Raw genomic sequence first — 12,908 nt, forward strand, 5'->3', positions numbered from 1 at the left:
ACCCGAGCGGCGCTCACGGTGACGCTGCCCGGCGGGCGAGCGCCGCCGCGAGCTCGGTGCGCGAGCGGTAGCCGCGCTTGCGGTAGACACTGCTGAGGTGCCGCTCGATCGTCTTGGGGCTCAGGAAGAGCGCGGCCCCGATCTCGCGGTTGGAGAGGCCCTGCGCCGCGAGCAGCGCCACCCGGGTCTCCTGAGAGGTCAGGGGTGCATCGCCGGGGGTCGACCTGCGACGGGCCGTGGCCCCGGTGGCCGCCAGCTCCCGCCCGGCGAGGTCGGACCAGTGGTCGAGATCCATCGAGGAGAACGCGCGAGCCGCGGCGTCGAGCTGCTCGCGGGCGTCGATCCGCTGCCCGGTCCGCCGCAACCGACCGCCGTAGGCGAGACGTGTCCGCGCCTCCTCGAAGGGGTCGGCCGCCCGCGTGTGGGCCGCGAGCGCGGCTTCGAACGCGCTGCGGGCCTCGTCCTCGTCGGCTGCGCTCCAGCCTTCGCACCGGTGCAGCAGGGCGAGGGACAGCGCGGGCGCCGACGCCGGCGTCGCGGCGGCGTAGCGCGTGGTGAGCGCCCGGGCGTCGTCCGCCCTCCCGAGACCGGTGTAGGCCTCCACCAGGAGCGGTGCGATCCCGAGCGGCTCACCCGACGACCCCACGCCGCCGTCGACCTCGATGCGTGCCTCGAGCAGCTCGACGGTCTCCTCGAGGTCGCCGCGGCAGAGGGCGCAGAACGCCGCCGTCAGGGCCTGGTGCGCTGCGGCGGTCGTCGTGCCCGCCCGGTCGGTGAGCGTCCTGGCCCGGGCCAGCGAGGCGCGGGCGTCGTCGTGCAGGCCCCGGGCGGCCTGCTGCCAGGCGAGCATCTCCTCGGCGACCGAGGCGTCCGCGGCGTACCCCAGGTGCGCGGCGAGCTCGGCCGCCTCCCCCGCGTCCGCGAAGGCGCCGGCGTGGTCGCCGAGCCACGCCCGGCCCGAGGCACGGATGGCCAGGAGGGGCACGAGCACGCCGACGGCACCCTGTCGGCGCAGCTCCTCCAGGCGGGGTGAGCCCACCGCCACCGCGTCGTCCAGCTGCCCGGTGAACCCGCACGAGAGGGCCATGAGCAGGAGAGCCCGGGCGTCGTGCCGCAGGGCGGGATGGTTCGCCAGCCGTCGTACGTCGGCGAGCCGGGCCACGCCGGCGACCGGGTCCCCGGTGAGGACGAGGGCGACGCCGCCGGTGAAGGCGGCGAGCAGCTGCTGCTCGGGGTCCGCGAGCTCGGCGACCGCGTCGATGCGCCGGGCGCACTCCACCAACCCCGCGACGTCGTTGAGGCGGAAGCGGGCCGCCGCCAGCTCGGTCAACACCCGGACGAGGAGCGGGCCGTCGAGGAGGCGGGAGGCGGCGTCCAGGTGCTCGACCGACCGGGGGACCGACCCGGCGTACTGCTCCAGCATCCCGAGCGTGAAGAGCGCCTCGCCGCGGGCGCGGTCGGGTGCGTCCTGGGCCAGCACCCGGGCCACCAGGCGCCGGACGCGCGTGACGTCCCCGGCCACGAAGGCGTCGTGGGCCGCACCGGCCAGCCGTCGGGCCGCCACGTCGCGGTCGTCGGTGAGCGTCGCGGCGCGCTCCAGTGCCACGGAGGCCGCGGCGTACCCGAGCCGGTCCCGGTCCGCCACCGCCAGCCGCTCCAGGTCGTCGGCCACCCGGGCGTCGGCGCCGATCGTGGACTCGGCGCGGTGCCAGGTGCGGGCCCGGTCGCCCTCGGGCAACGCGTCGGCCAGCGCTCGGTGGGCCTCGCGCCGCTCCTCTGGTGTGGCGAGCTCCAGCACGGTGCTGCGCAGGAGGGGGTGGCGGAACGCGGGCTGACCGCCCTCGAGAACCAGCACGCCGCGCTCGCGTGCCTCGTCCAGGGAGGGTGCGACCATGACGTCGGTACCGGCGGTCGACGTGCCCGACAGGGCCAGGAGAAGCACAGTCCGCCGGGCGGCGGGAGACAGGAGCACCACCGAGGCTGCGTGCCACGTCCGCATCCGCTCGCCGGCCGGCAGCACGTCGGGGAGCGCGGCCGTTCCCAGGAGCTGGGCGGCGTCCAACCGGCGCGACACCTCGAGCAGGGCGAGGGGGTTGCCGGACGTCTCGGCGACCAGCCGTGCGCGGACCCCCGCGGAGGTGGCGCGCGGGAGCAGCGCGGCGGCGGCGGTGGCGGTGAGGCCGCCCAGGGACAGGACGGGTACGTCGTGCACGAGCCCCGACGGGATGGCGCCGGCACGACCGGCCAGCACGAAGGCCACGGCGTCGGGTCCGAGCCTGCGGGCAGCGAACAGAACGGCCACCGACGACTCCTCGTCGAGCCACTGCAGGTCGTCGACCACCACCAGGACGGGCTGCCGCTCGGCGGCGGCGGCGAGCAGGGAGAGGGTCGCCGCGCCGACCAGGAAGCGATCCGCCGAACCAGCCCGCGGCGACCAGCCGAGCGCGGCCCGCAGCGCCCCGGCCTGTGCCTCCGGCACCTCGGGCATCAGGTGGCGCAGCGGGTGCAGCAGCTCGAGCAGCCCTGCGTGGGCCAGGTGGGACTCCGCCTCGATCCCGGTCGCCGCGAGGTGGATGAAGCCGCTCGCGCGCGACCGGGCCGCGCCGAGCAGTGTCGTCTTTCCGGCTCCGGGGTCGCCCTCGATGAGAAGCGCGGCACTCCCGTGGTCCGCGGTGTCCGACAGGAGGGCGTCGATCCGGGCCAGCTCCGCGTCTCTCCCGACCACCGCGGGGGTCGGGTTGAGGGATTCGCCGGACGCGACCGGACCGCTCCCGGTGCGACCTTCGACCGGTGAGCCGTCGTCCTGAGGAGGCCCTGGTGCAGTCATCGACCTTGATCCTAGAGATGCTCGGCCGGTCGCTCCGGCACCCCGGATGGGCCTACGTCAACGGCTGGCAGCATCCGCCGCTGCTGGGCCCGCGCGTGGTGCGCACGTCCGAGGGCGTACGACGTGACGCGTCCGCCACGGGGGAGGACGGTCGCCGTGCCTGACGCTGCGGCGACCGTGCCCACCCGCCCGGACTTCTCCGGCCTCGTCGACCACGTGGGCCTGACCGTCACCGACCTCGACCGCAGCGAGGCCTTCTACACCTCCGTCCTCGGCCTGCTCCGCCTCGCTGACTTCGGCCATGCGCGGGTCCTCGTCCACCGGCCGACGTCGTTCATGCTCGCGCTCGTGAGGCACGAAGGCGCAGACGGAGCGCCCTTCACCGAGCTGAACACGGGGCTCGACCACGTCGGGTTCGCCGTCGGCAGCCGCGACGAGCTGGTTGCGTGGCAGCACCGGCTGGAGGAGCTCGGGGTCGAGCACACCCCGGTCCGGGACATGGAGTTCGGCCACCATCTCAACTTCCGGGACCCCGACCACATCGCGCTGGAGCTGAGCGCCTCCAACGACATCGCCCTGGCGTGGCTCGCCGAGCTCCGGGACCGGGAGATCCCGCGCGCGGAGATCGACGCACGGCTGGGGGACTACCTGGAGTCGCTGTCGGTGCCGTGACTCCGGGCTCCTCGGCTACACACCGAACATCGAGCGGGCGGCGTCGAGGCCCACGATCGTGGCGACGGGCCGCTCGCGGGAACTCCACCGCTTGCTGGTGAGGCGCAGCCGGTCCGAGACCAGCACCTCGTCGCCGCGGGCGTCGCGTGAGATGCCGTCGGGCTCGTAGCCCAGCCTGCGGGAGACGCCCTGCGACGCGTGGTTGTCCTGGAAGACCTCGCTGACGGCCGCCTCGGCCCCGAGGTGGTCGAAGGCGAGGGTGAGCACCCCGGCCCGGGCCTCCGTGCCGAACCCCTGACCGTGGTGGGGGAGCCCGAGCCACGACGACGTCGTCACCTCGCGTACGACGGGAAACTCCTGCGCCCGCAGCGTGACGCGGCCGATCGGCCGGTCCTCGAGGAAGATCCCGAGGCCGAGTGCCCAGGACCGGACCTCCCAGTCGCCCAACGCGCCCCAGTGCTGCTGGAGGACGAAGTGCGCCCGGTCCTCGGCGCTGCCCTCCGTCCACGGCGTGAGGAACGGTCGTTCGTGCGGTGTGTGGACCCCGTCGGCCGCGACCCGTGCCAGCTCGGCGACCTCCTCGTCGCGGGGGAGCCGGAGCCGGAGGCGTGGCGTCTCGATGGTGAGTCCGAACAGGGGCCAGGCGTCCGCGAGCACGGCGGCACCCTTCCACGAGGTGCACACGCCACGCCACGCATTTCCGGCGGTTACCCGACCGGGCAACGGTGGCCACCTCGTCTATCTGCGGCGGTGGAAGCGGAGGTCGCCGTTGGGAAGGCGGTCGTGGAGGTAGCGGTCGTCGTGGGCTCGATGGTGGTGGTGGGAGCAGAGCAGGAGCCCGTCGGCGAGGTCGGTCCTCCCGCTCTTCGACCACGGGATGAGGTGGTGGGCCTCGCACCAAGCGGCAGGGATGTCGCATCCCTCGGCGCGGCAGCCGCCGTCGCGGAGGCCCATGGCCTCGCGCTGCGCGTTGTCGTAGAGCCGTTTGGCGCGGCCGAGGTCGAGGACCTGGGACTTCCCGCCCAGGACCGCGGGGACGAGCTTGGCCGTGCAGGCGAGACGGCGGACCTCTCCGGCGGTGATCCGGCCGCCGGTGCTGGTGGTCGCGACCCCGAGGCCGGTCATCAGCGAGTCGAGGTCCATCGTGATGACCACCGTGGTCGCCGTGCCGCCGTGGATCGGGAGCCGGGTGGGGTCGAGGTGCTCGAGGAGGTCGCAGAACGCGTGCCCGAGGCGGGCCGAGTACGGAGCCGCGCTTCGGTCGTCCGCGCCGCCGGCGCCCTGGTCGCTCTTGCCGCCGGCGTTCTTGCGGGGGTTGGTCCACGCATGGAGGTAGGTGAGCAGTCGGCCCGCGGTGGCGTCGGGGACCCGGATCCGGATCGTGGTGGTCCCGTCGCCGTGGGAGCTGGTCGTCAGCGACGTGGTCCTGCGGGCGTGCCGCTCATCGTCCTCGAGCTTCTTGCGTTCGTGCTCCTCACCCACCTCGGGGGCGACGACGTCGAGGATCCGACTCCCGAGGACCCGCAGCTCGTGAGGCGCGAACGTCGCGGCGTGCTCGACCAGCACCCGCTCCGCACAGGCCACGATGTCGGAGGGGGTGTCGTCGGGCAGGTCGTCCAACGCCCGGGCGATCACGTCGGCCTGCGCGGTCGACACCTCACCCGATCCGTGGCCGTCCGCCACGAGAGTCCACCGGTGCTCGAGCGCACGAGCGAGGCGCAGGTCCCGCCGGGCCGGACCCCGGTCGACCCGCGCCGTGCGGGCGAACCACGCCGCGACGTCCCGATCGCCCGACTCCGCCGCCACCTCGTCGGCCACCGCCATCAACCGCAGCCGGGTCGACGCGACCCGCGACCCCAAGCGCGCCAGATCCACCAGCGCCTGCGCCTTCTCGGCCGGCGAGAGGTACATCAGCTCGACCCGGCCCACCTTGTCCAGCGCGGCTGAGATCGCTTCGCCACACTCCTGGACCAGGTGTCCGGTCGTCATGTCAGCCCCCCGCTGATCACCCGCTGCGCGACCCCTCCGAGCGGGATCGACTGCACGCAGTCAGCTTAGTCGAACACCTGTTCGAGTCGCATACCCACAATCGGGGACATCCCTGCACGGCGAGAAACCAACGGGTGCCGCGGCGCGAGTTCTCGCCGTACCTAGGCCGGGAAGGGGGGCGTGCTGGATGTGCCAGGAAGTGCCCGCTCGGCGCCTCGCAGGCGCCAGGAATCGCCCGCGCGGCGCCCCGTCCGCGACAACAACTACCCGTTCGACCACTCCCAAGCGCATGCAACTGCCCGCTCGGCACCTCCCAAGCGTCAGAAAGTGCCCGGTCGGCATGTTCCAGCGGCCAGAAAGTGCCCGGTCGGCATGTTCCAGCGGCCAGAAAGTGCCCGGTCGGCGTGTCCCGGCGGTCAGGAAGGGGGAGGTCGGCGACTACGCCGGCTCGGCGACCGGGACGGCGAGCCGGTCGCGGAGCCGGGCGAGGCCGTCGCGGATCCGGGTCTTGGTCGTCCCGAGCGGCGCGCACATCAGCTGCGCGACCTCGGCGTGGGTGCGACCCCCGTAGTAGGCGAGCTCGATCGCCTCGCGCTGGACGGGGGTCAGGGAGGCCAGGGCGCCCCGGACCGTCCGCGCCTTCTCGTTGGAGTGCGCCACCTCGAAGGCGTCGTCCGGCGAGCGCTCGGTGCTCCGGTCGTCCCAGGTCGCGTCGCGTCTCCGCCCGGCTTCGCTCGAGCGCACCCGGTCGACGGCCCGGCGGTGCGCGACGGTCATCGTCCACGCCAGGGCGCTGCCGCGGGCCGGGTCGTAGCGCGAGCCGCTGCGCCAGAGCTCCAGCAGCACCTCCTGGGTGACCTCCTCGGCCTGGTGCGGGTCGCGCAGGACGCGCAGGGCGAGGCCGTGCACCCGCGGCGCCACGGCGTCGTACAGCTCGACGAAGGCCGCGGAGTCGCCGCGACCGACGGCGACCAGCACCAGGTCGAGAGGTGCCGTCCCGGCGGTGGGGTGGGTGGCGCGTGGCATGGGGGTCCTCGGGGTCGTGGGGGTCGACGTGAGGGCCGACGAGCGCCTTGTGCACAAGCAGATTGGGCTCAAGGTAGCGCACCCCGTGCGAGGATGGGCGCCATGGCGGACACCGACACCCCGGCGCTGTCGGAGCAGCTGTGCTTCGACCTGTACGCCGCGTCGCGCGCCGTCACGGCGGCGTACCGTCCGGCGCTCTCCCCGTTGGGCCTCACCTACCCGCAGTACCTCGTGCTGATCGTCCTGTGGGAGGAGGGGGACTGCACCGTCCGCCACCTGTCCGACGCCCTGCGTCTGGACCACGGCACCCTCACGCCGCTGCTGCGGCGCATGGAGCTCGCCGGGCTGGTCGCCCGGCGCCGCGACAACGCCGACGAGCGCTTCGTGGTCGTCTCCCTCACCGACAAGGGCGACGACCTGCGCCAGCACGCGACCCGGATCCACTGCGACATGAAGGCAGCGCTGGGCCTCGACGAGCAGCAGTTCTCCGCGCTCCAGTCGACGCTGCGGCTGCTCACCGACCGCGTCAGCCACTGACGCTCCGACGACCCGGTCGGCGTGGGGGAGCGCTCCAACCATTCGCCAACCCTGCACACCTAGCGTGACGGGCATCACAGCCCGTCACCTACGTGAAGGCAGGAACTCGATGGCCAGGATCGAACTCACCGTCGACGGAGGCAAGGTCTCCGACGACGTCGAGCCCCGCATGCTGCTCGTGCAGTACCTCCGCGAGAAGCTCGGCAAGACCGGCACCGTGATCGGGTGCGACACCAGCAACTGCGGAGCCTGCACGGTCCACCTCGACGGGCGCAGCGTGAAGAGCTGCAACGTGCTCGCGGTCCAGGCCAGCGGGCACGAGGTGACCACGATCGAGGGCCTCGCCGACACCCACGAGGGCGGCGACCTGCACCCGGTGCAGGAGGCGTTCCGCGAGTGCCACGGCCTCCAGTGCGGCTTCTGCACGCCGGGGATGATCATGCAGGCCGTCGACCTGCTCGCCGAGAACCCGACGCCCACCGAGGCCGAGGTCCGCGAGGGCATGGAGGGCAACCTCTGTCGCTGCACCGGCTACCACAACATCGTCAAGAGCGTCCTGCACGCCTCGTCCACCACCGCGGGAGGTGCCCGGTGACCGCCGTCGAGGACCGCCCGGACACCGACGCCTCCTCCGCCAAGGAGATCGGCCGCGACCGCCGCCGCAAGGAGGACCAGCGCCTCATCACCGGCCGCACCCGCTGGACCGACAACATCGCCCTCCCGGGCATGCTGCACCTCGCGATGGTCCGCAGCCCGTTCGCGCACGCCAAGATCGTCTCGATCGACACCGAGGCCGCGAAGGCCGCCGACAACGTCGTGACCGTGCTGACCGGCGCCGACCTCGGCGAGGCGCAGGGCGTGTGCATCAACGCCTGGGCGATCACCACCGAGCAGGTCACCCCGACCCACGTGCCGATGCCCACCGACCGGGTCGCCTTCGCCGGTGAGACCGTGGCCGTGGTGGTGGCCCGCACGATGGCCGCCGCCCGCGACGCCGCCGAGCTGGTCGACGTCGAGTACGACGAGCTGCCGGCCGCCCTGGACCTGAAGAAGTCCGCTGCGGACGAGGTCCTCGCCCACCCCGACCTCGGCACCAACAAGTCCGCGTTCTGGAAGTTCGACTCCGAGGAGGCCGGCACCGGCGGCAACGTCGACCAGGCCATCGAGAAGGCCCGCGGCGACGGCATCGTCATCGAGCGCGAGTACCGCCAGCAGCGCCTCATCCCGGCGTTCATGGAACCCCGCTCGACCGTCGTCGACCCGACGGGCGAGCAGATCACCATGTGGTCGGCGACCCAGATCCCGCACATCCTCCGCTTCGCCCTCGCGGCGACGACCGGCGTGCCGGAGTCCAAGATCCGGGTCATCGCGCCCGACGTGGGCGGCGGCTTCGGCGGCAAGCTCCAGCAGACGCCGGAGGAGATGATCACGTTCGCGGTCGCCCGCCGGCTCGGCAAGCCGGTGAAGTACACCGAGACCCGCTCGGAGTCGCTGATGACCGCCCACCACGGGCGCGACCAGTGGCAGAAGCTCACCCTCTCGGCGGAGAAGGACGGCACGGTCACCGGCCTCAAGGTCGAGCTCACCGCCGACCTCGGCGCCTACGTCTCGCTCGTCGGCGGTGGCGTGCCGGTGCTCGGGGCGTTCATGTTCAACGCGATCTACAAGTTCCCGGCCTACCAGTTCAACTGCCAGACGGTCCTCACCAACAAGACCTGGACCGACGCCTACCGCGGCGCCGGGCGACCCGAGGCGACGTACGCCATCGAGCGGCTGATGGACGAGCTCGCCGCCGAGGTGGGCGTCGACCCGCTCGTCGTGCGCGAGAAGAACTGGATCACCCACGAGGAGTTCCCGTTCACCACCGTCGCCGGCCTGGAGTACGACACCGGCAACTACGAGGCCGCGACCGAGAAGGCCAAGGCCAGCTTCGGCTACGACGAGCTGCGCGCCGAGCAGCAGCGGCGCAGGGAGGCCGGTGACCGCGTCCAGCTGGGCATCGGGGTCTCGACCTTCACCGAGATGTGCGGGCTCGCGCCCAGCCGGGTGCTCGGCAGCCTCAACTACGGCGCCGGTGGCTGGGAGTACGCCAGCGTGCGGATGCTCGCGACCGGCAAGGTGGAGATCACCACCGGCACGTCGGCCCACGGCCAGGGCCACGAGACGGCGTTCAGCCAGATCGTCGCCGACCGGCTCGGGGTGGCGTTCGAGGACGTCGAGATCCTGCACGGCGACACCCAGATCTCGCACCGCGGGCTCGACACCTACGGCTCGCGCTCGCTGGTCGTCGGCGGCGAGGCGCTCGTCCGGGCGGCCGACAAGGTCATCGAGAAGGCCAAGCCGATCGCGGCCCACCTGCTCGAGGCCTCGGTCGACGACATCGAGTTCAGTGCGGGTCGCTTCGGCGTCCGGGGCACCGACCAGGGCCTGGCCATGGCCGAGATCGCGATGGCCGCCTTCGCGGCGCACAACCTGCCCGACGGCGTGGAGCCCAGCCTCGACAGCGACGCGACGTACGACCCGGTCAACTTCAACTACCCCCACGGCACTCACCTGTGCGCGATGGAGGTGGACACCGAGACCGGCGGCGTGCTGATGCGCAAGTACACCTGCGTCGACGACATCGGCACCGTCATCAACCCGATGATCGTGGAGGGCCAGGTGCACGGCGGGCTCGCCCAGGGCATCGCCCAGGCGCTCTGGGAGGAGGCGGTGTACGACGACTCCGGGACGCTCGTGTCCGGCTCCTTCGTCGACTACCTGCTGCCCACCTCGGCCGACACGATCAGCTTCGACGTGCAGCACAACTCGACGGCCTCGACCACCAACACGCTCGGCACCAAGGGCGTCGGCGAGGCCGGCACCATCGCCTCGACCCCGGCCGTGGTCAACGCGGTCGTCGACGCGGTCCGGCACCTCGGGATCAACGACATCCAGATGCCCTGCACCCCCGAGCGCGTCTGGCGGGCCATCCACGACGTCCGGGGCAGTGGCACCACGGACACCGAGGGCGCGGCGATGCCGCACTTCGACGAGTCCACCGGCATGCAGGGCACCACCGACCGCACGGACGGAGCGAACCAGTGATCCCCACCCAGTTCGAGTACCTCGCGCCCACGAGCGTCGACGAGGCCCTCGCGGCCCTCGCCGAGCACGGGGACGAGGCCAAGGTGATCGCGGGCGGCCAGAGCCTGCTGCCGGTGCTGCGGATGCGGCTCAACGCCCCCGAGGTGGTCATCGACCTCGGCGGCATCGAGGCGCTGCGCGGTGTCCGCGAGGACGGCGACGCGCTGGTCATCGGGGCGATGACCACGCACCACGCCGTGCTCCACGACGCGCTGGTCGGGGAGCACGCCGCCCTGCTGGTCAAGGCCGAGCACCAGCTCGCCGACGCCCAGATCCGGCACCGCGGCACGATCGGCGGCGCCCTGGCGCACGCCGATCCGGCCGGCGACCTGGGGGCTCCGGCGCTCGCGCTGGGCGCCGAGTTCGTCATCGCCGGCCCGGGCGGCACCCGGACGGTGCCCGCCGACGAGTTCTTCGTCGACCTCTTCGAGACCGCGATCGCCGAGGGCGAGCTGCTGACCGAGATCCGGGTCCCCAAGCACACCGGCTGGGGCGCGCACTACGAGAAGTTCGTGCGCGTCGCCCACCAGTGGCCGATCGTCGCGGTCGCCGCGGCCGTGCGCGTCGAGGGCGGCACGATCGCGGAGGCCCGCGTGGGCCTGACCAACATGGGATCCACGCCGCTGCGCGCCCGGTCCGTGGAGGAGGCCCTGGTCGGCCAGCCCGCCACCGAGGACGCCGTGGCGTCCGCCGCCGCCCGTGCCGCGGAGGGCACCAACCCGCCCTCCGACCTCAACGGCGCGGCCGACTACCGCACCCACCTGGCCCAGGTCCTCACCCGGCGTGCCGTGCTCGCCGCCGCGGGGGCGTGAGCGGATGGAGCTGACGCACCGCTTCACCGTGCCGACCGGGGTCGAGGAGACCTGGGCGCACTTCGAGGACATCGCCTCCGTGGCGGAGTGCTTCCCGGGCGCCCAGGTGACCTCGGCCGACGGCGACACCTTCGCCGGCACGGTCAAGGTCAAGCTGGGCCCGATCGCGCTCGTCTACACCGGCAGCGGCACCTTCGTGGAGAAGGACGAGGAGGCCAAACGGTTCGTCGTCGACGCCAAGGGCAAGGACAAGCGGGGCAACGGCACGGCGGGCGCCCACGTCACGGTCACCATGGCCGACGCGGGCGGCTCGACGGACGTGTCGGTGCAGACCGACCTGGCCATCACCGGCAAGCCGGCCCAGTTCGGTCGCGGCGTGATGCAGGACGTCTCCGACAAGCTGCTGGGGCAGTTCGTCGACTGCCTCGAGCAGCGCCTGACCGGTCCCGGCGAGGAGCCGGCCGCGGACGTCGTACCCGGTCCCGCCGCAGCGGCAGCCGCCGCCGACGTACCTCCGGCCGCGGAGTCGGAACCCCTGACCGCTCCGCGGCCGGTTCCACCACGCCCGGCGCCCGCCGCGCCCCGGCCGGCGCCGCCGCAGGCCGAGGCCCTCGACCTCGGCAGCGCCGTCCTGCCGGTGCTGGCGCGGGCCTACTGGAAGCAGGGGCTGGGCGTGCTCGTCGTCCTGGCCCTCCTCTGGAGGCTGCTGCGTCGGTGACCTTGGGGAGTGTGGGAACCTGACGCCATGAGGACGATCCGGGGCACCGCAGGGCTGGCCGCGACCGTGCTGACGGGCGCGCTCCTCCTCGCCGGGTGCGGCCAGGGCGTCGACGGACCCGACCCCTCGACCGAGGTCACCCCGGTCACCTCGGACGGGGGCAGCGTGACCTCGCTCGAGGCGGCCCCCACGGGGGAGGGCGTGCGGTGCGCCGTGCCCAGCGTCGAGTCCCTCCGCGCGCAGGACACCGCCTTCGAGGGCACCGTCACCGAGGTCGGCGACGGGACCGCGACCCTCGACGTGGACCGGTGGTACGCCGGGGACGAGGAGACCGACCAGGTGCGGGTCTCCAGCTCCAGCCGCGAGATCGTCGACCTCCTCCTCGCCGTGGACTTCCAGGAGGGCGGCACCTACCTCGTGAGCGCCACCGACGGCGAGGTCAGCCTCTGCGGGCTCAGCGCCGCCAAGGACGAGCTGCTCTCCGGCCTGTACGACGAGGCCTTCGCCGGCTGAGCAGCCGCCGGGCCGGCGTCAGAAGACGTTGAGAGGGCGGAACTGGACCGACATCCGGGGGCCTGCCGAGGCCACCTTGGGCACGGCGTGCTCCCAGGTGCGCTGGCAGGAGCCGCCCATCACCACCAGGTCGCCGTGGCCCATCGTCACCGCGATCGACTCGCCGCCGCCGCACGGTCGCAGGGCCAGGCGGCGCGGGTCGCCGAGGGAGACGATGGCGACCATCGTGTCCTGGGTGCGACCGCGGCCGATCGTGTCGCCGTGCCACGCCACCGAGTCCTGGCCGTCGCGGTAGTAGCAGCAGCCGGCCGTCACGAACCGCTCGTGCAGCTCGGGCAGGTAGTGCTCGCTGAGCGCCTCGCGGGCCTCGACCAGCACGGGGTGCGGCAGCTGCTCGCCCACGCCGTAGGTGTGCACCAGCCGCGGCACGTCGACCACGCGGTCGTACATCTGGCGCCGCTCTGCCCGCCAGGGCACGGCCTCGACCATGGCGGCCATGACGTCGTCGGGGGCGAGGAGGAAGTTGCGCTGCACGTCGATCCACGCGCCGTGGGCCAGCGCCCGGCGCTCGGGGGCCGGCGGCGAGACGGACGGCACCTCGGCCGTGTCGAAGAGCGTCGACTGGAAGTCCACGCCACGACGGTACACCACGGATCGAACACGCGTTCGGACGCGCGCTGACGAACGG

At 73.2% G+C, this 12,908-nt stretch carries 13 protein-coding genes; 8 read left to right on the forward strand and 5 right to left on the reverse strand.

The window, feature by feature from the left end; all coding sequences use genetic code 11:
- Positions 1–13 precede the first annotated feature (13 nt).
- Positions 14–2,827 (reverse strand): LuxR family transcriptional regulator, encoded by a 2,814-nt coding sequence (locus tag ASG94_RS13630; RefSeq protein ID WP_082624176.1) that lies wholly within the window; start codon positions 2,825–2,827, stop codon positions 14–16.
- Here ASG94_RS13630 and ASG94_RS22000 point away from each other — a divergent pair.
- Together ASG94_RS22000 and ASG94_RS13635 are read left to right on the forward strand one after the other, a co-directional pair.
- Entirely contained in the window at positions 2,818–2,991 is a 174-nt protein-coding gene (locus tag ASG94_RS22000) for a hypothetical protein (protein WP_162260819.1), read from the forward strand. The two genes, ASG94_RS13630 and ASG94_RS22000, sit on opposite strands and share 10 nt — an antisense overlap.
- A complete protein-coding gene (locus tag ASG94_RS13635) occupies positions 2,984–3,499 on the forward strand; it encodes a VOC family protein (RefSeq protein WP_056926979.1) in 516 nt (171 codons plus the stop codon). Before ASG94_RS22000 ends, ASG94_RS13635 begins: the two co-directional genes overlap by 8 nt.
- 15 nt (positions 3,500–3,514) lie before the next feature.
- Here ASG94_RS13635 and ASG94_RS13640 read toward each other — a convergent pair whose 3' ends face one another.
- From ASG94_RS13640 to sigK, 3 genes are all read right to left on the reverse strand, one after another.
- A complete protein-coding gene (locus tag ASG94_RS13640; RefSeq protein ID WP_056927279.1) occupies positions 3,515–4,156 on the reverse strand; it encodes a GNAT family N-acetyltransferase in 642 nt (213 codons plus the stop codon).
- A gap of 81 nt (positions 4,157–4,237) precedes the next feature.
- On the reverse strand, positions 4,238–5,488 hold the full coding sequence (locus tag ASG94_RS13645; RefSeq protein ID WP_056926980.1) for an HNH endonuclease signature motif containing protein: 1,251 nt from the start codon (positions 5,486–5,488) through the stop codon (positions 4,238–4,240).
- A 438-nt stretch (positions 5,489–5,926) separates the two neighbouring features.
- On the reverse strand, positions 5,927–6,514 hold the full coding sequence (sigK, locus tag ASG94_RS13650; RefSeq protein WP_056926981.1) for an ECF RNA polymerase sigma factor SigK: 588 nt from the start codon (positions 6,512–6,514) through the stop codon (positions 5,927–5,929).
- Between the two features lie 102 nt (positions 6,515–6,616).
- Between sigK and ASG94_RS13655 the strand changes: the two genes are divergently transcribed.
- From ASG94_RS13655 to ASG94_RS13680, 6 genes are all read left to right on the forward strand, one after another.
- Positions 6,617–7,051, forward strand: a complete 435-nt coding sequence (locus ASG94_RS13655) for a MarR family winged helix-turn-helix transcriptional regulator (RefSeq protein WP_156411578.1) — start codon at positions 6,617–6,619, stop codon at positions 7,049–7,051.
- A gap of 109 nt (positions 7,052–7,160) precedes the next feature.
- Positions 7,161–7,646, forward strand: coding sequence for a (2Fe-2S)-binding protein (locus ASG94_RS13660; protein WP_056926983.1), 486 nt, complete (start codon positions 7,161–7,163; stop codon positions 7,644–7,646).
- Positions 7,643–10,138 (forward strand): xanthine dehydrogenase family protein molybdopterin-binding subunit, encoded by a 2,496-nt coding sequence (locus ASG94_RS13665; protein WP_056926984.1) that lies wholly within the window; start codon positions 7,643–7,645, stop codon positions 10,136–10,138. Before ASG94_RS13660 ends, ASG94_RS13665 begins: the two co-directional genes overlap by 4 nt.
- The gene (locus ASG94_RS13670; RefSeq protein WP_056926985.1) at positions 10,135–10,989 is read left to right on the forward strand and encodes an FAD binding domain-containing protein; all 855 of its coding nucleotides are present in this window, start codon (positions 10,135–10,137) and stop codon (positions 10,987–10,989) included. The genes ASG94_RS13665 and ASG94_RS13670 overlap by 4 nt, the downstream gene beginning before the upstream one ends.
- A gap of 4 nt (positions 10,990–10,993) precedes the next feature.
- The gene (locus ASG94_RS13675; protein ID WP_056927280.1) at positions 10,994–11,707 is read left to right on the forward strand and encodes an SRPBCC family protein; all 714 of its coding nucleotides are present in this window, start codon (positions 10,994–10,996) and stop codon (positions 11,705–11,707) included.
- A 27-nt stretch (positions 11,708–11,734) separates the two neighbouring features.
- Complete coding sequence (locus tag ASG94_RS13680) at positions 11,735–12,220, forward strand: hypothetical protein (protein ID WP_056926986.1); 486 nt, start codon at positions 11,735–11,737, stop codon at positions 12,218–12,220.
- Between the two features lie 18 nt (positions 12,221–12,238).
- On the opposite strand, the gene ASG94_RS13685 is transcribed toward ASG94_RS13680, so the two are convergent.
- Entirely contained in the window at positions 12,239–12,853 is a 615-nt protein-coding gene (locus ASG94_RS13685; RefSeq protein WP_056926987.1) for an alpha-ketoglutarate-dependent dioxygenase AlkB, read from the reverse strand.
- Positions 12,854–12,908: the final 55 nt, after the last annotated feature.

This window comes from Nocardioides sp. Soil805, assembly GCF_001429625.1.
Taxonomy (GTDB): domain Bacteria; phylum Actinomycetota; class Actinomycetes; order Propionibacteriales; family Nocardioidaceae; genus Nocardioides.